General features: G+C 65.7%; 25 protein-coding genes. 14 read left to right on the forward strand and 11 right to left on the reverse strand.

The genetic code is table 11. From position 1 onward, the window contains the following. Nucleotides 1-116: 116 nt before the first annotated feature. Entirely contained in the window at nucleotides 117-1310 is a 1194-nt protein-coding gene (sucC, locus tag ATO9_RS03290; protein ID WP_043744927.1) for an ADP-forming succinate--CoA ligase subunit beta, read from the reverse strand. 264 nt (nucleotides 1311-1574) lie between these two features. Here sucC and ATO9_RS03295 point away from each other — a divergent pair, with 264 nt between their 5' ends. Beyond that, on the forward strand, nucleotides 1575-1913 hold the full coding sequence (locus ATO9_RS03295; RefSeq protein WP_043744930.1) for a hypothetical protein: 339 nt from the start codon (nucleotides 1575-1577) through the stop codon (nucleotides 1911-1913). A gap of 4 nt (nucleotides 1914-1917) precedes the next feature. Here the strand turns inward: ATO9_RS03295 and ATO9_RS03300 are convergent, their stop codons facing one another. The 3 genes from ATO9_RS03300 to ATO9_RS03310 form a co-directional block, all read right to left on the reverse strand. After that, a complete protein-coding gene (locus ATO9_RS03300; RefSeq protein ID WP_052418063.1) occupies nucleotides 1918-3360 on the reverse strand; it encodes a tetratricopeptide repeat-containing sulfotransferase family protein in 1443 nt (480 codons plus the stop codon). Nucleotides 3361-3376: 16 nt separating this feature from the next. Beyond that, a complete protein-coding gene (gene mdh, locus ATO9_RS03305; protein WP_043744933.1) occupies nucleotides 3377-4339 on the reverse strand; it encodes a malate dehydrogenase in 963 nt (320 codons plus the stop codon). A gap of 278 nt (nucleotides 4340-4617) precedes the next feature. After that, a complete protein-coding gene (locus ATO9_RS03310; protein WP_043744936.1) occupies nucleotides 4618-4941 on the reverse strand; it encodes a hypothetical protein in 324 nt (107 codons plus the stop codon). A gap of 336 nt (nucleotides 4942-5277) precedes the next feature. Here ATO9_RS03310 and ATO9_RS03315 point away from each other — a divergent pair, with 336 nt between their 5' ends. The 11 genes from ATO9_RS03315 to ATO9_RS03360 all read left to right on the forward strand — a co-directional run bounded on the left by ATO9_RS03315 (nucleotide 5278) and on the right by ATO9_RS03360 (nucleotide 15367). Further along, nucleotides 5278-6132, forward strand: a complete 855-nt coding sequence (locus ATO9_RS03315; protein WP_043744939.1) for an HpcH/HpaI aldolase/citrate lyase family protein — start codon at nucleotides 5278-5280, stop codon at nucleotides 6130-6132. Between the two features lie 45 nt (nucleotides 6133-6177). Next, nucleotides 6178-6723 (forward strand): NnrU family protein, encoded by a 546-nt coding sequence (locus tag ATO9_RS03320; RefSeq protein WP_043744943.1) that lies wholly within the window; start codon nucleotides 6178-6180, stop codon nucleotides 6721-6723. Nucleotides 6724-6735: 12 nt separating this feature from the next. Continuing rightward, nucleotides 6736-6939 (forward strand): DUF1737 domain-containing protein, encoded by a 204-nt coding sequence (locus tag ATO9_RS03325; protein ID WP_043744945.1) that lies wholly within the window; start codon nucleotides 6736-6738, stop codon nucleotides 6937-6939. Then, on the forward strand, nucleotides 6940-7971 hold the full coding sequence (locus tag ATO9_RS03330) for a MaoC family dehydratase (RefSeq protein ID WP_043744948.1): 1032 nt from the start codon (nucleotides 6940-6942) through the stop codon (nucleotides 7969-7971). 428 nt (nucleotides 7972-8399) lie between these two features. Then, on the forward strand, nucleotides 8400-8789 hold the full coding sequence (sdhC, locus tag ATO9_RS03335; RefSeq protein ID WP_043744952.1) for a succinate dehydrogenase, cytochrome b556 subunit: 390 nt from the start codon (nucleotides 8400-8402) through the stop codon (nucleotides 8787-8789). Between the two features lie 12 nt (nucleotides 8790-8801). Further along, on the forward strand, nucleotides 8802-9173 hold the full coding sequence (gene sdhD / locus ATO9_RS03340) for a succinate dehydrogenase, hydrophobic membrane anchor protein (RefSeq protein ID WP_043744954.1): 372 nt from the start codon (nucleotides 8802-8804) through the stop codon (nucleotides 9171-9173). Between the two features lie 24 nt (nucleotides 9174-9197). Then, the gene (gene sdhA, locus ATO9_RS03345; RefSeq protein WP_043744958.1) at nucleotides 9198-11003 is read left to right on the forward strand and encodes a succinate dehydrogenase flavoprotein subunit; all 1806 of its coding nucleotides are present in this window, start codon (nucleotides 9198-9200) and stop codon (nucleotides 11001-11003) included. Nucleotides 11004-11013: 10 nt separating this feature from the next. Next, complete coding sequence (locus tag ATO9_RS03350) at nucleotides 11014-11793, forward strand: succinate dehydrogenase iron-sulfur subunit (protein ID WP_043744961.1); 780 nt, start codon at nucleotides 11014-11016, stop codon at nucleotides 11791-11793. A 171-nt stretch (nucleotides 11794-11964) separates the two neighbouring features. After that, entirely contained in the window at nucleotides 11965-13608 is a 1644-nt protein-coding gene (locus ATO9_RS03355) for an FAD-binding dehydrogenase (RefSeq protein ID WP_043744964.1), read from the forward strand. Nucleotides 13609-13716: 108 nt separating this feature from the next. After that, nucleotides 13717-13878, forward strand: a complete 162-nt coding sequence (locus ATO9_RS24165; RefSeq protein ID WP_156127756.1) for a hypothetical protein — start codon at nucleotides 13717-13719, stop codon at nucleotides 13876-13878. A gap of 316 nt (nucleotides 13879-14194) precedes the next feature. Further along, nucleotides 14195-15367, forward strand: a complete 1173-nt coding sequence (locus tag ATO9_RS03360) for a type III PLP-dependent enzyme (protein ID WP_043745628.1) — start codon at nucleotides 14195-14197, stop codon at nucleotides 15365-15367. Between the two features lie 80 nt (nucleotides 15368-15447). Here the strand turns inward: ATO9_RS03360 and ATO9_RS03365 are convergent, their stop codons facing one another. After that, entirely contained in the window at nucleotides 15448-15933 is a 486-nt protein-coding gene (locus tag ATO9_RS03365) for a hypothetical protein (protein WP_156127758.1), read from the reverse strand. 84 nt (nucleotides 15934-16017) lie between these two features. After that, nucleotides 16018-16881: a glutathione-dependent disulfide-bond oxidoreductase gene (gene yghU, locus ATO9_RS03370; RefSeq protein ID WP_043744967.1), complete on the reverse strand. Its 864-nt coding sequence runs from the start codon at nucleotides 16879-16881 to the stop codon at nucleotides 16018-16020. Nucleotides 16882-16986: 105 nt separating this feature from the next. Between yghU and ATO9_RS03375 the strand changes: the two genes are divergently transcribed. Both ATO9_RS03375 and creD read left to right on the forward strand, forming a co-directional pair. Next, the gene (locus ATO9_RS03375) at nucleotides 16987-17850 is read left to right on the forward strand and encodes an urea carboxylase-associated family protein (protein ID WP_081979422.1); all 864 of its coding nucleotides are present in this window, start codon (nucleotides 16987-16989) and stop codon (nucleotides 17848-17850) included. Between the two features lie 94 nt (nucleotides 17851-17944). Continuing rightward, complete coding sequence (gene creD / locus ATO9_RS03380) at nucleotides 17945-19360, forward strand: cell envelope integrity protein CreD (RefSeq protein WP_043744970.1); 1416 nt, start codon at nucleotides 17945-17947, stop codon at nucleotides 19358-19360. 43 nt (nucleotides 19361-19403) lie between these two features. Here creD and ATO9_RS03385 read toward each other — a convergent pair whose 3' ends face one another. The 5 genes from ATO9_RS03385 to ATO9_RS03405 all read right to left on the reverse strand — a co-directional run bounded on the left by ATO9_RS03385 (nucleotide 19404) and on the right by ATO9_RS03405 (nucleotide 25326). Then, nucleotides 19404-20393: an aldo/keto reductase gene (locus ATO9_RS03385; RefSeq protein ID WP_043744975.1), complete on the reverse strand. Its 990-nt coding sequence runs from the start codon at nucleotides 20391-20393 to the stop codon at nucleotides 19404-19406. Further along, the gene (deoD, locus tag ATO9_RS03390) at nucleotides 20390-21094 is read right to left on the reverse strand and encodes a purine-nucleoside phosphorylase (RefSeq protein WP_043744977.1); all 705 of its coding nucleotides are present in this window, start codon (nucleotides 21092-21094) and stop codon (nucleotides 20390-20392) included. Before deoD ends, ATO9_RS03385 begins: the two co-directional genes overlap by 4 nt. 259 nt (nucleotides 21095-21353) lie before the next feature. Next, a complete protein-coding gene (locus ATO9_RS03395) occupies nucleotides 21354-22781 on the reverse strand; it encodes an FGGY family carbohydrate kinase (protein WP_052418065.1) in 1428 nt (475 codons plus the stop codon). Further along, complete coding sequence (locus tag ATO9_RS03400; protein WP_052418066.1) at nucleotides 22778-23968, reverse strand: NAD(P)/FAD-dependent oxidoreductase; 1191 nt, start codon at nucleotides 23966-23968, stop codon at nucleotides 22778-22780. Before ATO9_RS03400 ends, ATO9_RS03395 begins: the two co-directional genes overlap by 4 nt. After that, entirely contained in the window at nucleotides 23965-25326 is a 1362-nt protein-coding gene (locus ATO9_RS03405; RefSeq protein WP_052418067.1) for an NAD(P)/FAD-dependent oxidoreductase, read from the reverse strand. Before ATO9_RS03405 ends, ATO9_RS03400 begins: the two co-directional genes overlap by 4 nt. Nucleotides 25327-25507: the final 181 nt, after the last annotated feature.

Consider the following 25507-nt stretch of genomic DNA (forward strand, 5'->3'; position numbering starts at 1 on the left):
GTCGCCGATAGGTCAGGACAAGATCCGTCCGAACCGGGCCGCACGGCAGGCGCCGGCGCGATCGACTCACGCCTGCCACCGTAGTTGCGTACCGGAACGAACAGATCGGCATCACCTTACCCTTTGACCGCCTTTACGATCTTTTCAGCACCATCGGACAGGTCGTCTGCCGCAATGACGTTCAGGCCGGAGGTATTGATGATCTCCTTGCCCTTCTCGACATTGGTGCCTTCCAGGCGCACGACCAGCGGAACCTGCAGGCCGACCTCTTTGACCGCGGCGACCACGCCCTCGGCGATGACGTCGCAGCGCATGATGCCGCCGAAGATGTTCACGAGGATGCCTTTGACGTTGTCGTCAGAAGTGATGATCTTGAACGCCTCGGTCACTTTCTCTTTCGTGGCGCCACCGCCGACGTCGAGGAAGTTGGCCGGTTCGGCGCCGTAGAGCTTGATGATGTCCATCGTCGCCATGGCGAGGCCTGCGCCGTTCACCATGCAGCCGATCTCACCATCCAGAGCGATGTAGTTGAGGTCGTACTTGGACGCGGCGAGTTCCTTGGGGTCTTCCTCGGTCTCGTCGCGCAGCGCCAGGATGTCGGCGTGGCGGTAGAGCGCGTTGCCGTCGAAGCCGACCTTGGCGTCGAGGCACTTGAGGTTCCCGTCGGGCATCAGGATCAGCGGGTTGATCTCCAGCATCTCCATGTCCTTCTCGACGAAGGCCTTGTAGAGCTTGCCCATCAGGTCGACACAGGCCTTAACCTGCTTGCCTTCGAGGCCCAGCATGAAGGCGACGCGGCGGCCATGGTAGGGCTGGTAGCCCGCGGCCGGGTCGACGGAGAAGGACAGGATTTTCTCAGGGGTCGACGCCGCGACTTCCTCGATGTCCATGCCGCCCTCGGTCGAGCAGACGAACGAGATCTGGGAGGTCACACGGTCCACCAGCAGCGCGAGGTAGAACTCGCTCTCGATGTCGGAGCCGTCTTCGATGTAGATGCGGTTCACCTGCTTGCCGGCGGGGCCGGTCTGGTGGGTGACGAGGGTGCGCCCCAGCATCTTCTTGGCTTCCTCGGCGGCCTCTTCGACCGATTTGGTCAGGCGGACGCCGCCCTTTTCGCCTGCATCGGCCTCCTTGAAGGAGCCCTTGCCGCGACCACCTGCGTGGATCTGCGCCTTGACGACCCAGAGCGGGCCGTCCAGTTCGCCGGCAGCGGTCTTTGCCTCTTCGGCCTTGGTGACCGCGCGGCCATCCGAGACCGGGCAGCCATAGTCGCGAAGGATAGCCTTCGCCTGATATTCATGGATGTTCATGAACTCCGTCCCTCGTTTCAGATACGATTGGGGACGGTAGTGGCATAGTGTTTCGGGCCTATGAATTCTTTTCTGGGGTATACGGCTGTTTATGGCCGATTTTCCGACATTTGTGATCACACGCTTCCGGGGTGTGATCACAAGTTAACCGACAGGGGTGGGGCACGGCCCGGTTCCGCTTGAATCGGCCTTGCGGGGCCCGTTGCGGAACGTCCGGGGAACAGATGCGGCCCGCTGCGGGTTTGTCGCCTAAAGGAGAGCCGCATGACTATGACCCGACATCCCGCAGACCTCAACCCGCTTCGCCGCCACCGCGCCGCCCGGTGGGAGCGTTTCGCCCCGTTTGCCTTTGGCGCCGGGATCGTGGCCGCGGGGGCGCTGATGTCGCGGTTCCGCCCCGCCGCGCTGGACCTGCCCGAGGCGGCACCGGAACGGGCCGAGCCGTCGGGCCGGGTCGGCCAGGTTCTGGCCTGGACGCGGGACGGGGCGGATCACGCCGCGCCCGAGAACATGTCGGCACAGCTGGGCCGGTCGCTGATGATGGCAGGCACCGCGATGCTGGCGGCGCGATTGCTGGACGAGGTGCTGACGCCCCGACGCTGACGGCTCAGGAGAAGCGGCGGGCCTCGTGCCCCTCGATCCAGCTCATCCCGCCGAGGGCGGCGACCAGCGGGTCGAGGTGCCGTTCGTAGCGCCGCCATTTCTGCACGGAACTTTGGTAAACCTTCTGCCGGGCCTGCCAGCGGCTGGCCGTGGCGATGACGCCGCCGGTTTCCTCGGGGCGCAGGCAGGCGTCGCTCCAGTCCAGGTCGCAGGCCGCCAGGATGCGGCGCAGCTGCGGTTCGGGATCGGTGACGAGGTCTTCGTAATTCACAGCGATGATGCGACCGGGGAAGACGCGGTCCCAATGCTGCATCAGGTCGTCATAGATGCGGAAATACTGTCCCAGCGTGTCGAGCCGGGTGCTGTAGCTCAGCCCGGTTTCGAAATTGGCCATGTAATTGGACAGGCAGGTGTCCAGCGGATGGCGCCGGATATGCATGATCGGCGCGGTTTCGAACACGGCGGCGATCATGCCGATATTCCAGAAATTCAGCGGCAGCTTGTCGATCAGCACCGGGGCCGCGCGATCCGCATGAGGCAGGATCGCCTGCAGGTAGGTGCGGGCGATGGTGGCGCAATTGTCCCGGGTCAGGGCCGCGCGGATGGCCTGATCGGGTGGCAGGTCGCGGCGAGCCAGCTGCGCCTGGCGGATCAGGTCGTCGGTCAGCCGGCCAAATTCGGGACGTTCGCCGGTGGTGGAGACCTCCGGATGCGCGGCGAGCATGCGTTCCAGCAAGGTGGTGCCCGACCGTGGCATGCCGAGGATGAAGGCGGGGCGCGGCGTGGTCCGCGTCGCGCCGGTGAGGGTTGCGGCAAAGCCCTGATCAAACAAGCCTTTCTGACGATCCGCCGCCGGTGCGAACCCGGTCATGTCGGCCCTGTCGGGCTTGCCGTCATTCCCGGCCTTGAAATGGGTGAAGGCGGCGTCCCAGTCCCCGCAATCCTGATACGCCTTGCCAAGCGCGAAATGGATCAGAACGCGATCCGTGACGGGCAGATCGGCGTTCAGCGCGGTTTCGGCCTGGGCGAAGACCGGATCACCGGGCGCGATCTTGGTTGAATCGGTCAGGTTCACATAGGCCAGCGCCCAATGCGGATCGAGGTCGAGCGAATGGCGCGCCGCGGCGACCGCCCCGTCGAAATCCCCGGCGGCGTTCAGCAGGGCGGCGCGGGTCTGGTGCAGGTGCGGGTTGCGGGGGGCGAGCGCCTCGGCCCGGTCGAGAAGCGTCATGGCCCCGGTCACGTCACGGCGGGCGCGGCTGGCACAGACGGCGGCGCCGATCAGGGCGGTGACGTGGTTGGGGTCGCGGGCGAGGAGGTCGAGATAGATCGCCTCTGCTCCCCGGTAATCGGCGGTGTCGAACAGGGCGCGCGCCCTGGAAAGAGCATCGGCCCGGTCTCCGTCAGGAAACCGGGCCGATCCCGAAGTGTCATCGCTTGGCGTCACGCCAGAGCCGATCGGTTCACGCGAGCGAGTCGTCGATGCCCTTGCAGGCCTCGACCAGGCCCTTCACCGCGTCGACCGACTTGTCGAACATCTCCTGCTCTTCCTTGTTGAGCTTGATGTTGACGACCTTTTCGATGCCGCCGGCGCCGATCACGGTCGGCACGCCGACATACATGTCCTTCACGCCGATTTCGCCGTCGCAATAGGCGGCGCAGGGCAGAACGCGCTTCTGGTCCTTCAGGTAGGCCTCTGCCATTTCAATGGCGGAGGTGGCCGGCGCGTAGAAGGCGGAGCCGGTTTTCAGCAGGCCGACGATTTCGGCGCCGCCGTCACGGGTACGCTGAACGATGGCGTCCAGTTTCTCCTGCGTGGTCCAGCCCATCTTGACCAGGTCGGGCAGCGGGATGCCGGCGACGGTGGAATAGCGGACGGAGGGGACCATGGTGTCGCCGTGGCCGCCCAGGACGAAGCCGCTGACATCCTTCATGGAGACGCCGAATTCGACCGACAGGAAGTGGCGGAAGCGTGCGCTGTCGAGAACGCCGGCCATGCCGCAGACCTTGTTGGTGGGCAGGCCCGAGAATTTCTGCAGAGCCCAGACCATCGCGTCGAGCGGGTTGGTGATGCAGATGACGAATGCGTCGGGTGCGTTGGCCTTGATGCCTTCGCCGACGGCCTTCATCACCTTGAGGTTGATGCCCAGCAGGTCATCGCGCGACATGCCCGGCTTGCGCGGGACGCCGGCGGTGACGATGCAGACATCTGCGCCTGCGATGTCGGCGTAATCCTGCGTGCCCTTCAGCGTCGCGTCGAAGCCTTCGGAGGGGCCGGATTCCGCGATGTCGAGCGCCTTGCCCTCGGGGGTGCCTTCGGCGATGTCGAAGAGGACGACGTCGCCCAGTTCTTTGAGTGCGACGAGATGCGCGAGCGTGCCGCCGATCTGACCTGCGCCAATAAGGGCGATCTTGGGTCGTGCCATGGAAGTGTACTCCGGTCCGATGATATCTCGCCGGATGGGTAGGGTTTTTGACACGGTTGCGCAAGGGCGCTGGCGCGTCAGGCGCCGTCCGGGGGCCGGAAAAGCCCCGCATGGTTTCGGAAAACTCTAGTCAGCCCAACAATTTGGCACCTGTTCCGACCTGTACACCTTTGCCGCCCGGAGGGCCGGCTGACGGTCTTCGCGGGCAGATCGGCCGGGCCGGGTCCCGCGATTCTCGTCAGCGCTGCCGCGCGACCGGGCGTGCGGGGCAGGCTAGGTCAGGCGTCTTTCTCGGGCGTCGGCAATGCCTCTGCCAGCGTTTCGAAGGCCTGGCCGGAGGCGACAAGGCAGGTCAGGCCGCTTGCCTGGGTCACCGTGATCGTCCAGGACCCGGTATCCATGGAGGCAAAGACTTCGACCATCTGGTTATTGGCGCCGAGGCCGATGGATTGACGGGTTTCCCCGTATTTTTCCGCCAGCCGGTCCACGACGATCTTGCGCGGCGCGCAGGAATTCGCGGTCGCGGCGGCCTGGGGCAGGGAGAGCACGGTGACGGCGAGGGCCAGGGAGAGGGCGAGGCCGCCGGGGGAGAGTTTCCGCATGGGACTATTCCTTTCTGGTTCCGTTTCAGGACAGGTTCCGTTTCGGTCTGGACAGTCCGGGCTTTTGCGCCGGTTCCGTCCCTGTCGAACGCTGATCCGTCCTGCGCCTATTGCGGGTCCGGACCTCCCTCGCGTCGATGGGAAAACTTTGCAGCCACGTCGCCGAAGAAGTGGTTAACGCACCGGCCGCCATTTACTTACAAAGCGAAAGGCCTCGCCCTGCCGGGCTTTTTTCTGCGATGCGGCGCCATTGGCCTTGAACTTTTTCCTCAAAAAGTGGCATTGGTGCGCAACATTGTTACCCAAAGGGCTGCCGCCCGCGACTCGGAGATCGCCATGGACACCACTTTCCGCCCCTATCGTTCTGTCCTTTATATCCCCGGTTCCAAGGAACGGGCGCTGGACAAGGCCCGGGGCCTGGCCTGCGACGCGATCATCTTCGACCTGGAAGACGCGGTGACGCCAGACGCCAAGGGCTCGGCGCGCGAAACCCTGAAAGCCGCGCTGGCCGAGGGTGGCTATGGCGAACGCGCCAGGATCATCCGCATCAACGGGCTGGACACCGACTGGGGCGCCGATGACGTGAAGGTGCTGAAGGATGCGGGCGCCGATGCCTTCCTTCTGCCCAAGGTGAATTCGGTCAAGGATATCGAGGCGCTGGACGACCTGCTGGGCGGCGATACCCCGATCTGGGCGATGATCGAGACCCCGCTGGGCGTGCTGAACGCGCTGGAAATCGCGGCCCATTCGCGCCTGACCGGCTTTGTCGCCGGCACCAACGACCTGGCGAAAGAGCTGAACTGCCGGTCCCGCGACGACCGTCTGCCGATGATGTTCGCCCTGCAGCAGATGCTGCTGGCCGCGCGTGCCCACGACGTGATCTGTGTCGACGGGGTCTATAACGAATACCTCAACGAAGAGGGGCTGGCCGCGGAATGCGAACAGGGCCGCGACCTGGGCTTTGACGGCAAGACGCTGATCCACCCGGCCCAGGTGGCCGGTGCCAACGCCGCCTTCGCCCCGACCGAGGCCGAGATCGACCTGGCCAAGCGCCAGATCGAAGCCCATGAAGAGGTCGAGCGCACTGGCCAGGGCGTGGCCGTCGTGGATGGCAAGATCGTCGAGAACCTGCATGTCGACACGGCCAAAAAGACCATCGCCAAGGCCGAAGCGATTGCACGCATGGGATAGGGTTGGCAAAGTAAACCCTGTTCACATGATCCGAAGGGGATCCCCATGGCTTTGCTCGTTCTCGGTGTGCTTCTCTGGGCCGCCGCCCATTTCTTCAAACGCATGGCGCCGGGGCCACGCGCCCGGATGGGCGATGGCGGAAAAGGCCTGGTCGCCGCGGCGCTGGCAGCATCCATCCTTATGATGATCTTCGGCTACCGCATGGCCGATGGCGCCTTTTTCTGGGGACGGCACCCCGCGACGGTGGGGATCAACAACCTGCTGATGATCGCCGCGCTCTACTTTACCTCGCCGGGTCCTAAGAAGGGGGCGCTGTTCTACAGGATGCGTCACCCGATGCTGACCGGCTTCCTGTTGTGGACGATCGCGCACCTGCTGGTGAACGGCGATGTGCCGTCCTTTGTCCTCTTCGGTGGGCTGGGCCTGTGGGCCGTGGCCGAGATGATCGTCATCAACCGGGCCGAGCCGAACTGGACCCCGCCGGCCAAGGGCTCCATCGCCAAGGACGGGATGTTCCTGGTCGCGTCGCTGGTGCTGCTGGCGGTGATCGGCTGGGTGCATACCTGGCTCGGCTACCCGACATTCGGCTGAACGGAGGATCCCATGAAAGCCTATCGTTTCCTGTCCGCCGACGACACGTCGGCCTTTTGCCACAAGGTCACCAAGGCGCTGGCCAAGGGGTGGGAGCTGCATGGCAGCCCCACCTACGCCCATGACGCTACCACCGGCGTGATGCGCTGCGGCCAGGCCGTGACCAAGGAGGTCGAGGGCGAGTATTCCCCCGACATGAAGCTGGGAGAGCTTTGAATGACCAAGACAAATCCGGGCCGTTTCTTCGAGGATTACAGCATCGGCCAGGTGATCGACCACGCCGTGCCGCGCACCGTCTCTGGCGGGGAACGCGCGCTCTACCACGCGCTCTACCCGGCGCGGCATGCGCTCTATTCCTCTGACGCCTTCGCCCAAGCCTGCGGTTTGCCGGCCTCGCCGATCGACGATCTGGCGGCGTTCCACGTGGTCTTTGGCAAGACGGTGCCGGACGTGTCGCTGAACGCGGTCGCGAACCTGGGCTATGCCGAGGGGCGTTGGCTGAAACCGGTCTTCGCGGGTGATACGCTGCGCTCGTCTTCCGAGGTGATCGGGCTGAAGCAGAATTCCAACGGCAAGACCGGGGTGGTCTATGTCCGCACCCGCGGCATGAACCAGCGCGACGAGGTCGTGATGGAATATGTCCGCTGGGTGATGGTGCGGAAGAACAACGTCGACGCCCCTGCGCCCGAGCCGGTGGTGCCGGACCTGGCCAAGGTGATCGACCCCGCCGACCTGGTGATCCCGGACGGGCTGGATTTCTCGGACTACGATTACACCCTCGCCGGTGAACCGCACCGGATGGCGGATTACGAGGTGGGCGAGGTGATCGGCCATGTCGATGGCGTGACGATCGAGGAAGCCGAGCACATGATGGCCACGCGCCTGTGGCAGAACACCGCCAAGGTGCATTTCGACGCGACCTTCCGCCCCGATGGCCAGCGGCTCATCTACGGCGGTCACGTGATCTCGATGGCGCGCGCCCTGTCGTTCAACGGGTTGGCCAATGCGCAGATGATCGTCGGGCTGAATGGCGGGGCCCATGCGAACCCCTGCTTCTCGGGCACGACCGTGAAGGCCTGGTCCGAAGTGCTGGACAAGGCCGAAACCGCGGCGCCGGGTGTCGGCGCGATCCGCCTGCGGCTGGTCGCGGTCAGCGATGCCTCGGTCGGGGAGCTGAAGGGAGAGGACGGCAAGTATCTGCCCCAGGTCCTGCTCGATCTCGATTACTGGGCCCTGATGCCGGCGTGATCCAAAGGCGCGCCTGCGGCGCATACTATTTTATTGAAGGGCGGCTTTTCGGCCGCCCTTCGCATGTCCACGCCCCGACCAAGCGCCCTGATCTTCATCTTGCCGGAAATACTCCGGGATTCTCAAGGGCAGCGCCCTTGAGGGCCCTTGCGGCCCGAGCAAGATAAAATCGAACGCGCCGCAGGCGCACTTCCCGGGAGAGGCCTTGGGAACAAAGAAAAACCCAGTGATTTTGTCAGGTTATACTGAGTCGCGGGGTTCGGCGAGCAAATGACCGCCAAGTGTGATCACTGCGATGGAATTTGTGATCACAGAGGTTGCGACAAGCCGTCCGTTCTGCCGAAAAGCGCCAATTCCGTCTTTCAAATGGATGACAACGTCACAAATTCCGCTAGAAACACCCTCAAGGGAAACCGAAAGGGGATTTCATGGCCGATGTGAACCGGGGCAACCGCCCGCTCTCGCCGTTCATGTTGGGGCAATATTACCGGCCTCAGCTCAACTCCGTCACGTCCATTCTGACCCGGATCAGCGGCAATGCGATGATCGTCGCGGCCATCCTGATCGCCTGGTGGCTTCTGGCCGCAGGGTCGGGACCGGAATATTTCGCCGTGGCGGATTTCGTGATCACAAGCTTCATCGGCGACGTGATCATGTTCTTCTCGGTGCTGGGCCTGTGGTATCACAGCCTCGCCGGCATCCGGCACCTGCTGTGGGACAACGGCTATTGCCTGGATGTGGAAACCGCCGACAAGCTCGGCTGGGTCATCATCGGCGGGTCGATCGTCCTGACCCTTCTGACCGCCATCATCGTCTGAGGAGCCTGCCCCATGCGTTTTCTCACCGACCGCAAGCGCGCCACCGGCATGGGCGCTTCCAAGACCGGGACCGAACATCACTGGTCCATGCAGGTCTCCTCGATCGCCCTGCTGATCCTGGTGCCGCTCTTCGTCTTCACCACCGGCTGGATCATCGGCGCCCCCTACGAAGAGGTCGTCGCCTATTATTCCCGTCCCTTCCCGGCGGTCATCGCCGCGCTGACCTTCATCGTCGGCATGGCGCATTTCAAGAATGGCGCCCAGATGGCCATCGAGGATTACGTGCACGGCCTGACCGGCCGCCTGACCATCATCGGCGTGACGATCCTGTCCTATGCGATCGCCGCCTTTGCGGTCTTCTCCCTGATCCGGCTGGCGCTGTAAGGCCCCCAAAGTCCGAGGTAACCAATGGCTGCTTACGAATACGAAACGCATGAATACGACGTGGTCGTGGTGGGCGCCGGCGGCGCCGGCCTGCGCGCCACGCTCGGCATGGCGGAACAGGGGCTGCGCACGGCATGTGTGACCAAGGTGTTCCCGACCCGCTCTCACACTGTGGCTGCCCAGGGCGGCATCGCGGCGTCGCTGTCGAACATGGGCCCCGACCACTGGCAGTGGCACATGTACGACACCGTCAAGGGCTCCGACTGGCTTGGCGACACGGATGCGATGGAATACCTCGCCCGTGAAGCGCCCAAGGCCGTCTACGAGCTGGAACATTACGGCGTGCCCTTCTCGCGGACCGAAGAGGGCAAGATCTACCAGCGTCCCTTCGGCGGTCACACCACCGAATTCGGCGAAGGCCCCGCCGTGCAGCGGACCTGTGCCGCCGCCGACCGGACCGGCCACGCGATCCTGCACACGCTCTACGGCCAGTCGCTGAAGAACAACGCGGAATTCTACATCGAGTATTTCGCCGTCGACCTGATCATGTCCGAAGACGGCGTCTGCACCGGTGTCGTCTGCTGGAAGCTGGATGACGGGACGTTCCACGTCTTCCGCGCCAAGATGGTCGTGCTGGCCACCGGCGGCTATGGCCGCGCGTATTTCTCGGCCACGTCGGCCCATACCTGCACCGGTGACGGTGGCGGCATGGTGGCCCGTGCGGGCCTGCCGCTGCAGGACATGGAATTCGTGCAGTTCCACCCGACCGGCATCTACGGCTCCGGCTGCCTCATCACCGAAGGCGCACGGGGCGAGGGCGGCTATCTGACCAACTCCGAAGGCGAGCGGTTCATGGAGCGTTACGCGCCCCAGTACAAGGACCTCGCGCCCCGCGACTACGTCAGCCGCTCCATGACCATGGAGATCCGCGAAGGCCGCGGTGTCGGCGAACATGGCGACCACATCCACCTGAACCTGTCGCACCTGCCCGCCGAAGCGCTGGCGGAACGTCTGCCGGGCATCTCGGAATCGGCCAAGATCTTTGCCGGTGTCGACGTGACGAAGGAACCGATCCCGGTTCTGCCGACGGTTCACTACAACATGGGCGGCATCCCCACCAACTACTGGGGCGAGGTGCTGAACCCGACCAAGGACGACCCGAACGCCATCGTGCCGGGCCTGATGGCCGTGGGCGAGGCGGGCTGTGCGTCGGTGCACGGGGCGAACCGTCTCGGTTCCAACTCGCTGATCGACCTCGTGGTCTTCGGCCGCGCCGCCGCGATCAAGGCGGGCAAGGTCGTCGATCCCGAAACGGCCGTTCCCGAGGCCAACCAGGCCTCCGTCGACAAGGCGTTCGACCGGTTCGACGGGCTGCGCAATGCCAAGGGCTCCATCCCGACCGCGGACCTGCGGCTCGAGATGCAGCGCACCATGCAGTCCGACGCCGCCGTCTTCCGCGAGTCGAAGACGCTGGAGGAAGGCGTGACCAAGATGACCGAGATCGCCGGCAAGATGGGCGATCTGAAGGTCACCGACCGGTCGCTGATCTGGAACTCCGACCTGATGGAGACGCTGGAGCTGACCAACCTGATGCCGAACGCCCTGGCGACGATCTATGGCGCAGAGGCCCGCAAGGAAAGCCGTGGTGCCCATGCCCACGAGGATCATTCCGAGCGTGACGACGAAAACTGGCGTGTCCACACGATCAGCCGCGTCGAGGATGCGAAGGTCGACCTGAGCTACCGCCCGGTCATCACCGACCCGCTGTCGACGGAAGCAGAGGGTGGCATCGAACTCAAGCGGATCGCGCCCAAGGCGCGGACGTTCTAAGGAGGACTTCATGGTACAACTGACACTCCCCAAGAACTCGCGCATCAAGACGGGCAAGACATGGCCCAAGCCGGATGGCGCGACCAATGTCCGCAAGTTCAAGATCTACCGCTGGAACCCCGATGACGGGGAAAACCCGCGGGTCGACACGTATTTCCTGGACATGGACAAGTGCGGCCCGATGGTTCTGGACGCGCTGATCAAGATCAAGAACGAGATCGATCCGACCCTGACCTTCCGCCGGTCCTGCCGTGAAGGCATCTGTGGGTCCTGCGCGATGATGATCGACGGGATCAACACGCTGGCTTGCATCTACGGTCTGGACGAGATCAAGGGCGACGTGACGATCTACCCGCTGCCGCACATGCCGGTGGTGAAGGACCTGATCCCCGACCTGACGCATTTCTATGCGCAGCACGCCTCGATCATGCCGTGGCTGGAAACCAAGACCAACCGCCCCGCGAAGGAATGGAAGCAGTCCATCGAGGACCGCAAGAAGCTGGACGGCCTGTATGAATGCGTGATGTGCGCATCGTGCTCGACGTCCTGCCCGTCCTACTGGTGGAACGGCGACCGGTACCTTGGACCGGCCGCGCTGCTGCACGCCTATCGCTGGATCATCGACTCGCGCGATGAAGCCACGGGCGAGCGGCTGGATGACCTGGAAGATCCCTTCAAACTCTATCGCTGCCACACGATCATGAACTGCGCGAAGACCTGCCCGAAAGGCCTGAACCCGGCCGCGGCGATCTCGCATATCAAGCAGATGATGGTCGAACGGACCGTGTGATCCGTCACTGATATCGGAAAGGGCCTCGCCATCTGGCGGGGCCTTTTTTATTGGGCTGTCGCCATCGGAGTTGCGACGCCCCCGCACGGCTTGCCCCCGGGCATGACGCAACGCCCCGGCTTTGCAGAGCTGCACGCGCCGGACTACGCTCCCGGACAGGGAGGATTTCACATGACGCAGAGCTACAAGGCCGATGTCATCGTCATCGGGGCCGGCCTCGCGGGGCTGGTGGCCGCCGCGACCGCCGCCGACAGGGGGCGCAAGGTGCTTCTGATCGACCAGGAAGGGGAACAGAGCCTGGGCGGGCAGGCCTTCTGGTCGCTGGGCGGGCTTTTCATGGTCGATACGCCGGAACAGCGCCGGATGGGCATCCGCGACAGCGCGGAGCTTGCCGCGCAGGACTGGATGGGGTCGGCGGGGTTCGACCGGCCCGAGGATGACAACCCGCGGCAGGTGGCCGAGGCCTACCTCGACTTCGCCGCCGGAGAGATGCGGAGTTGGCTGCACGGGCTGGGCATGCGCTGGTTCCCGGTCGTCGGCTGGGCCGAACGGGGCGGGGCACGGGCCGACGGGCACGGCAATTCCGTGCCGCGCTTTCACCTGACATGGGGCACCGGGCCGGGCGTCGTGGCCCCTTTCGAAAAACAGGTCCGTGCGCATATGGCGACCGGGCAGATCAGGACCGCCTTCCGCCACCGCGTCACCGGGTTGGACCTGACAGCGCGGGGCATCACCGGCGACATCCTGGCCGAGACAGAGGCGGTGCGCGGTGCCTCGACCTCGCGCGAGATCACCAGCGTCTTCGAGGCGGAGGCGGAAAGCCTTGTCCTGACGACGGGCGGTATTGGCGGGGACCACGACAAGGTCCGTCATCTATGGCCCGTCGACCGGCTGGGCCAGCCGCCGAAGCGCATGGTCTCGGGTGTACCGGATTACGTGGACGGGCAATTGCAGGAGGTCGCGGAGCAGGCCGGCGCGGGCCTGATCAACACCGACCGGATGTGGCATTACTGCGAAGGCATCCGCAACTGGGACCCGATCTGGCCCAATCACGGCATCCGCATTCTGCCGGGGCCGTCCTCGATCTGGCTCGATGCCAAGGGGCAGCGGATGGAGGCACCCTGCCTGCCGGGCTTCGACACGCTGGCCACGCTGAAACGCATCCTGTCGACGGGGCACGAGCACAGCTGGTTCATCCTGACTCAGAAGATCATCGAAAAGGAATTCGCGCTGTCCGGGTCCGAGCAGAACCCCGATTTCACCTCGGGCAAGTGGCGCGAAGTGCTGAAGAACCGGCTGGGCAAGGGCGCGCCAGGGCCGGTGGAGGCGTTCAAGGACAAGGGCGAGGATTTCGTCGTCGCCGACACGATCGGGGACCTTGTCGCGGGCATGAACCGGATCACGCCGGACGCGCCGCTGGACCCGGGCCACGTTGCCCGGCAGGTCGAGGCGCGCGACCGCCAGATCGACAACCCGTTCGCGAAGGATGCGCAGGTCACGGCGATCCGGGTCGCGCGGGCCTATCGCGGGGACCGGCTGGTGCGCACGGCGAAGCCGCATCGCATCCTCGATCCGGCCGCCGGGCCACTGATCGCGGTGCGGCTGAACATCCTGACGCGGAAGTCGCTGGGCGGGCTGCACACGGATGTGAAGGCGCGGGTGCTGGACGGGCAGGGCGCGGTGATCGACGGCGTCTTTGCCGCCGGAGAGGTCGCGGGCTTCGGCGGCGGCGGCTACCACGGCTACAACGCGCTGGAGGGCACCTTTTTGGGCGGTTGCATCTTTTCCGGCCGCGCGGCGGGGCGCGAGGCGTGAGACATGCCGATGCTGCAATGCGGCATTGTCCGATTGTGGGATGACGCAAGCGGCAATCAGGCGCATTTTGCGCGGCAGGGAGGGGCCTTAACGCTTTAGAGGCACCTTATGGAAAAGATCGCAAAACCCACCCGTGAAGAGCTTCGCCGCATGCAGGCCGCTCTCGACGCCGTCAACGTCGCCTACGAGTATTTCACGCCCGCGCCCGTGACCGCCACCGAAGTTGGTGAAAAGGCCGCGGAATACCTGCCCTACGAAAAGGCCGCCTGAGCCGCCTTCACAGGTCAGACCCTGCGTATCAGACCCCTGCACCGCGACCGGCGGGCAGGGGTTTCGCGTCTCCGGGAGCGCGATTAGAGTCCGCCCGGCAACACTTTGGCCACCCCGGCGAGCGCCGCGAAATTATTTTCAATCGGCCGAATTTTCCTACTTGCGCGACTCAACGTTTGGCCCGATATGCGGATTTACCAGACGCCAACGCACGCGCCTCTGTCGTAAGGGTTTCAACCCCTATGGTTACGTAGCGACGGTAACGTCTCCCTTGGAACTGAGCGGCCATATATGGCCGGGTCTATTGGAGATGACCATGAACGCTTACGTAGCCGATTTCTCGGCGCGCGGTGCTGTTGCACGTGCGTCCCGTATCGAAACCTTCATCCGTGCAAACACCTTCGACCGTCCGACCCTCGTGCTGGATGTCGACCGCGTCGAAGAGCAGTACCACGCCCTGAAGACCGGCCTGGGTCATGCCCGCATCCACTATGCCGTGAAGGCCAACCCGGCCCGTGAAATCATCGAACGCCTGGTCGATCTCGGCTCCGGCTTCGACGCGGCATCGCGTGCGGAAATCGAGCTCTGCCTGTCGCTGGGCGCGCGTCCCGACCACATCTCCTTTGGCAACACCGTGAAAAAGGTGCGCGACATCGAGTTCGCCTTCCACGCCGGTGTCACCCTCTTTGCCGCCGACGCGGAAGAAGAGCTGGAGAAGATCGCGGAATTCGCCCCCGGCGCGCAGGTCTACATCCGCCTGATCGTCGACGCCTCCGAAGCGGACTGGCCGCTGTCGCGCAAGTTCGGCTGCGCCCGTGACAAGGCGATTGCCCTGCTGGACATGGCCCGCGATCTGGGCCTCGACCCGGTCGGGTTCTCGTTCCATGTCGGATCGCAGACCAAACGCGCCACCATGTGGACCACGACGCTGGACCAGGTTGCGGCCGTCTGGAAAGCCGCGAAAGAGGCTGGCCACGACCTGTCCCTGCTCAACATCGGCGGCGGTTTCCCGGCCTATTACGGCGAAGAAATCGAAGGCCCGACCCCCTATGCCCGCAAGGTCATGGAACTGATCGAAGCCCGTTTCGGCGATGTCGCCCACGTGATGGCAGAGCCGGGCCGTGGCCTGGTCGCAGAGGCCGGCATGATCGCCGCCGAAGTGCTGCTGGTGTCGAAGAAATCCGACAACGACCTGCACCGCTGGGTCTACCTGGATATCGGCAAGTTTTCGGGCCTGGCCGAAACCATGGACGAGGCGATCCGCTACCAGTTCACGACCGACCGCGATCACGAAGCCATGGGCCCCTGCATCCTGGCCGGTCCATCCTGCGACAGCGCTGACGTCCTGTACGAAAAGCGTCCCGTGGAACTGCCGCTGGGCCTGAAATCCGGTGACCGCTTCCTGATCCGGAACTGCGGCGCCTACACCTCGACCTATGCGTCGATCGGCTTCAACGGCTTCCCGCCGCTGGACGTCGTGGTGATCTGATCCGCGCTTGAACCCCGCCGGGGGAGGCGGAGGATCGCGTCAGTGAGGAAGGCGCGGGATGGTAACGTCCCGCGCCTTTTTCACATGGCGCGCAGGCGGCGCGCCGCAGCAGACAGCAGCGCGTGCGAATAAACATTGTGAAAGCCTGCGAGCACCTTGAAGAGAAACGGCATTCCGGAGCCATCCGCCCTGGGGCGCACGTGAGATCCGAAATAGAGCGTGGTTTCTTCCGACCCCGGCTCCACCATGAACCACGACGCAGTGGCGCCCGAGGCCTCCTGCATCAGCAGTTCCGTTTGGGTCCGTATCGGGTCGCGCCAGATGGCGAACCTGTCTTTCGTCCCTTGCGCCACGGCGATGGCATCGTCGTCCGTCGAAGGATGGCCGGCCAGCCGCAGGATCAGGCGTTCGGCCTTGAAGACGGGGCTGGTATAGAAGGCCGCGACGTAATCCGACAATGGCACCTGTCCGGGCACGCGGGTGACGAAGGTGTCGGCAAACCCGCCAATCCGTTCGGATTGGGCGGCAATCAGGGTGCCGGGTGGCACGTCGGTGCGCTGAGGCATGGGAAACCTGCAAGGGTTGTTCCGGGCGCCATCAGCATAGATGGGCGCGGCCGTGTCGGTATGCGACATGGCCGCGCGCAGATCTCAGTCTTCCAGCTTGTCCTGGGTCCGGGTCTCGAAATCCGACGCGTCGTGGCGTTCGCGCAGCTGTTCGGATGGCTCACCCGAGACGGCGTTGACCATGCGGCCGCGCTTGACGGCAGGGCGGTCGAAGATCGCCTCGGCCCAGCGGATGACGTTCTTGTATTCGTGCACCGAAAGGAATTCCGCCGCGTCATAGGCGCCGGTCGTGACCATGCGCCCGTACCACGGCACGGTGGCCATGTCGGCGATGGAATAGTCCGATCCGCTGAGGAATTCGTTGTCGGCCAGGCGCTTGTCCAGCAGGTCCAGCTGGCGCTTGACCTCCATTGCGAAGCGGTTGATCGGGTATTCGAACTTCTCGGGGGCATAGGCGTAGAAATGGCCGAACCCGCCGCCGAGATAGGGGGCGGAGCCCTGCAGCCAGAACAGCCAGTTCATTGCCTCGGTCCGGGCGGCGTGGTCGGTCGGCAGGAAGGCCCCGAACTTTTCCGCCAGGTAGAACAGGATGTTGCCGGATTCGAAGACCCGCTGGGGCGTGTCACCGGAATGATCCACCATGGCCGGGATCTTGGAGTTCGGGTTGGCGTCCACGAAGCCCGAACCGAACTGGTCGCCTTCGCCGATATTGATCAGCCAGGCATCGTATTCCGCGTCGTGACCGGCGGCCAGAAGCTCCTCCAGCATGATGGTGACCTTCTGGCCGTTGGGCGTGGCCAGGGAATAGAGCTGAAACGGATGCTTGCCGACCGGCAGGTCCTTGTCATGGGTCGCGCCGGCGATCGGGCGGTTGATGCTGGCGAAACGGCCGCCGCTTTCCTTGTCCCATGTCCAGACGTCGGGCGGGGTGTAGGTCGGGTCACTCATGATGTGCCTTTCTCTCGGGGTCCTGTTGCTGACCAGAACAGACACTTTACGGGCGGAAGGTACAATCCCTTTGCACGCCCGACCCGTTGAGGACATTGTGAGCGCATGACCAATGACGACCTGCCCATGGCCCTTCCGCCCGATGCCGAGGCCCGCCGCGCCGTGCCCCCGGTGATCTGCTACCCGACCGACACGCTGCCCCAACCCGACCTGGTGCTGTACCGCGCGGCGCGGGCCGGGGCGGTCAAGATCGACGAGGTCATCGCGGAACCGCGGGAGGCCGCGGCGTTCCGCGTGCAGGCCGGTCAGTTCTTCCGCATCACCAGCGTCGAAGGCCCGCAGGTCGGCGACCTGAACCTGTGGAACCTGCACGACCCGGGCGAACGGTTCTATTCCGGCAAGACCCGCGCGTTGCACGGCACGCACCTGACGAACGGCCACCGGATGTGGAGCAATTTTCCCCATCTCCGCCCCATGGCCACGATCATCGACGATACTTTGGCCTGGTACGGCGCGGATGCCTTCGGCGGGCGCGTACATGACGTGATCGGCACCCGCTGCGATCCGCATACACACCACCTGCTGAGCGGCGAGGATTACCACCATTGCTGCCATTCGAACCTGACCCGCGCCTATGCCCGTGCCCAGGGCGTGCGCGTGGGCGAGGCGGCCGAGCTGGTCCATGACGTTCTCAACGTCTTCATGTGCACCGGTTTCACCCAGGATACCGGTCAGTATTTCATGAAGGCCAGCCCCGTGCGCCCCGGCGATTACCTGGAATTCTTCGCCGAGATCGACCTGCTGGGCGCGCTGTCGGCCTGTCCGGGGGGCGATTGTTCGTCCGAGCATTCCTCGGACGCTGCTGCCTGCCATCCCCTGCTGATCGAGGTCTTCGCCCCGCAGGAGGGCGCGCTGGAGGGATGGCAAAGCTCGCCGCGCAACGGCTATTCGGGTAGTCACGGGCTCTGACCCCGTGACACCCTTTGTCACGCGATGAGGCGATGACACGCGGGCCCTGACGGGCCTATGATGCGGCGGTCGTACCGAGGCGAGGAGGGGTATCATGCGCAAGGGTCTGGGCACGCGGTTCCTGATTGTGGGGCTGCTCATCCTGTTGATGTTCATCCCGCTTTTCTTCGTCGCCGAGGTCGTCGGCGACCGGCGCAGCCTCTCGCGCGAGACGATCCGGCAAATCGGTGCGCAATGGGGCGGCGAGCAGACGATCTCGGGCCCGCGCCTGTCGATCCCCGTTCGCGCCGAGGTCGACCGCGTCACACAGCGCGACATGGTCGATCCGTCGACGGGTCGCGCGGTGATCGACCCCGAAACCGCCCAGCCCCGGCAACAGAGCATCACGGAACGGGTCAGCGTGAACCGCGCGCCGCTGATCCTCTATCCCACCGATTACCTGATCGAGATCGACAGCGAGACGGAGTTGCGTCACCGCGGCATCTTTACCGCGCCGGTCTATCGCGCGCGTCTGCTGGCGCAGTTCGGCTTCGACACCGACGGCGCCGCGCCGCTTCTGGGCAACGACGAGGAGCTGCTTTGGGACCGCGCCCGGATCGAGGTCTTCCTGTCCAGCAACGCCGCCCTGCGCGGCGAGGCGCGCCTGACCCGCGCCGGCGAAGAAATCGCGCTGGAGCCCAACCCCGATGCCCGTACCCCGGGCATCGTCGCGCAGGTCGGCGATCCGCGTGACCAGGGCGGGTTCGAGCTTCAGCTGGGTCTCAACGGGGCCTCGCAGCTTTTCGTGACGCCGGTGGGGCGGGACACGACGGTGCGGATGCGGTCTGACTGGCCCGATCCGTCCTTCCAGGGGGCCTTCCTGCCCGACCAGTCCGAGATCGACGAAGACGGATTTTCCGCCGAATGGACGATCCCGCACCTGGCGCGCACCTTGCCGCAGATGACGCGGGACGATTTTCACGACGAAACCCGGCGGTTCATGAGCTTCGGTGTCGAATACTTCGAGCCCAACGATTTCTACCAGAAGGCCTTTCGCGCGGCGCGCTACGGCATCCTCTATATCGCGCTGACCTTCCTGACCGTGCTGCTGATCGACCGGGGCCGCGACAAGCCGGTGCACCCGGTGCAATACCTGCTGATCGGGCTGGTGCAGGCCACCTTCGTGCTGCTGATGGTGTCCTATGCCGAACAGATCGGTTTCGGCCCGGCCTACCTGTTGGCCGCCGGTGCGGTGACGCTGCTGCTGACGCTCTTCGGCTGGGCAGGGCTGGGCCTGGGGCGGCGATCCCTGGTGCTGGGCGCGCTGCTGGTGTTGGTCTACGCGGTGCTCTACCTGATCCTGCGCAGCACCGATTACGCGTTGCTGGCCGGATCGACACTGGCCTTCCTGGCGCTGGCCGCCACCATGTTCGCGACGCGGAACGAGGAATGGTACGGCCCAGAGGGCAGCGGCTGGTTCCACCGCGACAAGGCGACATCCGACGCGGGCCCGCCCGAAAAGGACGGCTGAGGTCGCGCGATTCCGCGCCGGACCCGCAGGCCCGGCGCAAGGCTCAGCAATAGCGTTCGACGCCCATCATCTGCGCATCGGAATAGCGGTCGCCATGGGCAAAGCCCGCGGGCAGGATCGCCGCGATCTCGGCCAGTTCATCGGGGCCCAGCGTGATCTCCGCCGCCCCCTGCCATTCCGAAAGGTGCGCCGCCGTCCGGGTGCCGGGTATCGGGATTACATGATCGCCGCGCTGCATCACCCAGGCCAGGGCCAGCGCCGCCGTCTTCCAGCCCTTCGACCGGGCATAGTCGCGGAAGGCGTCGATGGCGGCCAGGTTGTAACTGTAATTCGGCTCTTCGAACCGGGGGTTCACGCGGCGCCAGTCCCGTTCCGACATCTGCGCCGGATCGACCGAGGTTTCGCCGATCATCCCCCGCGCCAGCGGCGAGAAGGCGACAAAGGCCGTGCCAAGCTCCGCGCAGGTGTCGATCAGGCCCAGTTCCGGCAGGCGCGTCCACAGCGAATATTCGTTCTGCACGGCGCGGCAGGGATGGATCGCATGGGCGCGGCGCAGGGTGCCGGGCATGACTTCCGACAGGCCGTAGCCGCCGATCAGCCCTTCCTCGATGAAGCCGGCGAGGGTTTCCACGACCTCCTCGATCGGGCGGCCGGGTTCGTGGCGGTGGATGTAGTACAGGTCGACGCGGTCCACCTGCAGCTTGGTCAGGGATTTCTCCAGCTCTTCGCGCAGATGCGAGGCGGAATTGTCGATGGCGCGCGGCGGGCCCGGCACGATGCCGCCCTTGGTGGCCAGCACGATATCGGGCTTTTCGGCCGCCAGGTACTTGCCGATCACCGTTTCCGACACGCCCATCCCGTAGATGTTCGCGGTGTCCCAGAAATTGATCCCGGCCTTGATCGCCGCGTCCAGCGTGGCGAGAGAGGTCTCTTCATCCGTTGGTCCGAAGAACCCGGCAAAGGACATCGCGCCGAAGCCCAGCTGGGCGATTTTAGGGCCGTTGCGTCCCAGTTCAACCTGTTTGAAGCTCATGCGAAAGCCGCCTCCAGCGCGATCTCGACCATGTCGCCAAAGCTTTTCTCGCGGTCCGAGGAGGGCAGCGCTTCATGGGTTTTTAGATGATCCGACACGGTCAGCACGGCCAGCGCCCGCACCCCGAACCGGGCCGCGAGTGTGTAGAGCTCAGCCGCCTCCATCTCGACGGCGAGGATGCCGTGGCGCTCCATCACCTCGTCGAGGTCGGGGCGTTCGGCATAGAAGACATCGGCGGAATAGATGCCGCCGGTATGGGTGGTGATCCCCTTGGCCTGTGCCGCGTCCCAGGCCTTGCGCAGCAGGTCGAAATCGGCGGTCGGGGCAAAGTTTACCTCCTTGAAGAAACTCAGCGACGGGGTCGAGATCGAGGTCGCGGACATGGCCAGGATCACGTCGCGGATCGCCACCTTTTCCTGCATCGCGCCGCAGGACCCGATCCGGATCAGCGTCTTGGCGCCGTAATCGCGGATCAGCTCGTTGGCGTAGATCGACAGGGAGGGCATGCCCATCCCCGATCCCTGGATGGTGACGCGGTGGCCTTTCCAGGTGCCGGTAAAGCCCAGCATCCCGCGCACTTCGTTCACCAGTTCGGCCCCTTCCAGGAAGGTCTCCGCCGCCCATTTGGCGCGGTAGGGGTCGCCGGGCATCAGCACGGTCTCTGCGATCTGTCCCGGTTCGGCTCCGATATGGATGGTCATTCTGGCGGCTCCCTCTGATCTGTCAGGCAGAGTATCCGGTTGACCGCCGTGAAAGTCCATCGACGCCGTCGCGACAGCGGGATTTCACGCGTTGCACCAAAAGACGCGGATTTCGCCTGCCGGCGAGAGTATTTTGGGCAAGATGAAGCTTGGGATCCTCTCTTCATCTTGCCGGAAATACTCCGGGGGCGGGCGCGCGATTTCAATCTGTGCAGACCGATGTCGGGGGCAGAGCCCCCGTCGCGAAACGGTGCGACTGCTATTGTGTGACCGTGTCGGCCCAGTGGCTGACGAGGTCGCAGGCAGCGGCAAAACGGTCCGGGTCGGGGCGGGCCGCGGGATCGGGGGCGAAGCAGTGCGGGAGCGCCGGGGCGGGCAGGTCCTGGCCCATGTGCCGCGCGGCCAGCCGTGCTGCGCCGAAGGCGGTCAGGTCGGGCAGGGCGCTGACCGCGATCTGGCGACCGGTGATATCGGCCAGCGCCTGGCAGAACCACGGATTGGCTGACATGCCGCCATCGATGCGGATCGGGTCGCTCAGCGGCTGGTCGCAGGCCATGGCCCTCAGCATTTGGTCCGTTCGGTAGGCGATCCCGTCCAGCAGGGCTCGCATCATGTCGGCCCGGCTGGTGTCGAGCGACAGGCCCAGCCATGAGCCGCGCGCGCGCAGATCCCAATGCGGGCAGGCGAGGCCCGACAGGGCCGGGACAAAGACCAGCCCTTTATCCATCGGACTGGGGCCGTCGAAATCGGTAATCTCGTCGAACCCGCCGAACAGGCCAAGCTCGCGCGCCCAGTTCACGGCCGCCGACGCGGTGTAGAGCCCGCCATCCAGCGCATAGGTCAGTGGTGTGCCGTGTTCTTGCCAGGCGATGGTGGGCAGCGCGCCGCCGTTGCCTGATGGCGGGGTCGTGCCGCAAAGCGTCAGGGCGAAGGCGCCGGTGCCGAAGGTGATCTTGGTGTCGCCCGGCCGGGTCAGCCCGTGTCCCGCCATCGCCGCCTGCTGATCCACGATGGCCGCGGTCAGACGCAGCCCGTCGACCATCCCGAGCGCGCCGGTATTGGCGGTGATCCGGGGCAGGGTGTCCATCGGCACGGCGAAGATCGCACAGAGTGTGTCGTCCCACGCCCCCGTCGCCAGGTTCAGCAGGGAGGTGCGCGAGGCCGTGGCGATATCGGTGTCGCAGGACCCGGTCAGCACGTGGCGGAACCAGGCATCGGTTGTGCCGAGCCTGAGCCGGCCCGCCTGCCGGGCCTGTTGGACGGCGGGCAGATAGTCCAGCAGCCAGCGCATCTTGGGGGCGGAGAAATAGGGCTCGACCGGCAATCCGGCGCGGGTTCGGATCGCGTCGGCATTGTGGGTGGCCAGCGCCTTGCAGAACGCCTCTGTCCGGTTGTCCTGCCAGACCAGGATGGGCGAGAGCGGTTCGCAGGTTTCGGCATCCCAGGCGAGGCAGCTTTCGCCCTGGTTGGTGAGCGCCAGCGCATCGGCCCCGGCGGCGCGACCTGCGGAGATGGCGGCGCGCAGGTCGGTCAGGATCTCGGCCGGGTCATGTTCGACATGGCCGGGGGCCGGGTAGTGCTGCCGATGGTCGCGGTGAAAGATGCGGGCCGCGTTCGCCGGGCCGTCGGTGTCGAAGAGGAACCCGCTGGTCGAGGTCGTGCTTGGATCGATTGCGAGGATCTTCATGGCATGCGGGGCAGGGGGCGATGTATGCGGCGATCGGGGCGTGCGTGTAGCTGGCCCTGGTCGCGGCCCAGGGTCAGCGGGCCGGAGTAATCCCGCGTCACCCGCAATTGCATGTGCGGCAGCGCGGGCGGCGCCGTGTCCGGGGCCAAACGGTGGGGCAGGGCGTAGGCCAGGGCGCCGGGGGCTTCGGGCGTGTCCGCAGGGATCGTGCGGGTGGCCTGGGGGTCGGGCAGGCCGTCCAGCAGGGCAAGCGCCACACTGCGGGCCACGCGGCGTCCTTCGCGCCAGCAGGCCCCGGCGGTTTCGACGCCGCGCAATGCATTGCCGCAGGCGAAATAGGCCGGGTCGGTCAGCCGCGCATATTGATCGACCACGGGGCCGAGGCTGCGCGGGTCCTTGTCGCAGCCCGATCCGGCCAGAAGGGCGCTTTCGGGGCGGAAGGCGCCGGTGATGACGACACCGTCGCAGGCGATTTCCCGGGTCTTGCCGGTGGCGTTGCGCAAGGTTGCGCCGGTAACCTGCGACCCGCCGTGGATCGCCAGCAGTTCGGTGCCGGTCAGGACCGGAATGCCCAGCAGGCGCGGCAGGAGCGGCGCGGTCCAGCGGGCGCGGATGCGGGGGCCAGGTTCCACCATGGCGACAGGCTTTGCCCCGGCGCTGCGACAGGTCAGCAGGGCGGAGAAGGACACGAGCTCCGTCCCGAGGATCAGGGGCGCCAGGAAGGGTCGTGCGCCATTCACATGGACCAAGGGTTGCAGCGCGCCGGTGGTCAGCACGCCGCCGGGCTTGGTGCCGCCGATCAGCCGCGCCGCGCGGCTGGTTTCGCGGGCACCGGTGGCGAGGATCACGGCACGGGCCCGCAATTGGTGCAGGCCATCGGGCGTCGACAGCTCCAGCGCGCCGCCGGGGCCGAGGGTTGTGACCGTGACGCGAGTATGGACCTGCGCCCCGGCGCTCAATGCCCGGCGCAGGTTCAACCGCGCATAGGCCGGGCCGGTCATGGGGCGCCCGTATTCGCGCAGGCCGAAGGGCGAATGCAGGCAATGGCGGGGGATGCCGCCGGCCTCTGCCTCCCGCTCCAAGACGTGGACCGAGGCGATACCGGCCTCGGCCAGGTGGCGGGCGGCGGACAGGCCGGCGGGGCCGGCGCCGATGATCGCGACATCGACCATGTCGGGCAGCGTCATGGGGCATCCCCGTTCAGGCAGGCCTCGAACGCTGCGGTACAATGAAAGCCCTGGCAGCGGCCCATGGTCATTCGGGTCCGGCGTTTCAGCCCGGCAGCGGTCTGCGGGGCGAGCGGACCCTGCATCGCCGCCTTCGCCTCGCGCCGGGTCACGCGTTCGCAATGGCACAAGATGCCGTCATTGCCGGGGCGCTGCCAGTCACGGGTTTCGGTTTCCGCCAGCATCGGTATTTCGGGCACAACGGGGTCGGGTAGGGCCGTCCAGCCGCCCGTCACCAGCGAGGCAACATGCGCCGCCGTACCGAGTGCCGAACTGAGGCCGGTGGACCGGATCGCGCCCACGGTGACATAGCCCTGCTCGGGGCGGGCGCTGATCTGGTAATCCTTGTGCTCGCAGGCGGGGCGCAGTCCGGCATAGACGGTGGTGATCTCCTCGGCCGCGAGGGCGGGCAGGATCTCCGCCCCCTTGTCGCGCAGCTGCTGGAGCGTTTCGGGAACGAGGTCGGCCGTGGTCCGGTCCTCCTGGTCCTCGGCCGTGGGGCCGACCAGAAGGTTGCCCCAGATCGTGCGGCAGACGACGATGCCCTTGGTCTTGTCCGTGGGCACGGGCAGCAGGATGTGGCGGGCCAGGCGCGCGGCGCTCTTGTCGTAGACCACGAACTGGCCCTTGCGGGGGCGTATGGTGAAGGCGCTGGCGCCGATCAGCCGCTGATCGACCACGTCGCCCCAATTGCCGGCGGCGTTGATGACATGGGCGGTGCGCACCGGGCCCGTCGGCGTCTGAAGGTGCCAGACCCCGTCGTAATGGCCGCTCGTGACCTCGGCATTGCGGCGCAGCTCCGCCCCGTTCAACAGGGCCTGCAAGAGGTAGGCATGGGGGGCGGACCACGGGTCGATCAGCGCCTCGCGCGGGACGCGGAAGGCGGCGTGCAGATGCGGGGCCAGGTTTGGCTCCAGCGCCAGGGCCTGGTCGCGGGTCAGCATCTCGAGGTCGTCGACGCCGTTGGCCTGGCCCTGGGCGACCAGGTCGGGCAGGCGGTCGGCCTGTGCCGCATCCCAGGCCAGGACAAGCGCGCCGCAGCGGTCGATGGGCAGGTTCATCGCCTCGCGGATGGTTTCGTATTCGGCATGGCCGGCCTGAACGCAGGACAGCTCGAGCGATCCGGTGGGCGCGTCGAACCCCGTATGCAGGATGGCGGAGTTCGCCTTGGACGCCCCGTCGAGGATGTCCGGCGCCTTTTCCAGGACAACCACGCGGGCCCCGTCGAGGGTGAAGCGACGGGCGATGGCGCAGCCGATCACGCCCGCGCCGATCACCGCCACGTCATATGGTGTCTCCGAGGATGTCGCTGCGCCCAAAACCTGTCTCCTGTGCCTCTTTTCTGCGCAGCAGCATTGGCTGCCGTCAAAAATATTCGCATCGGCAAAGGGGAAGCGCCAGCACCCCGTTGACCGGTTGATCAAAATTGCGCCGCTCTGGACGGGGCCGTCCCCGGACCGGCCTGCCACCAGACGAATTGAAGACCAGGGCAGAGGGCAG

The organism is Pseudooceanicola atlanticus (assembly GCF_000768315.1).
In the GTDB taxonomy this organism is placed as follows: domain Bacteria; phylum Pseudomonadota; class Alphaproteobacteria; order Rhodobacterales; family Rhodobacteraceae; genus Pseudooceanicola; species Pseudooceanicola atlanticus.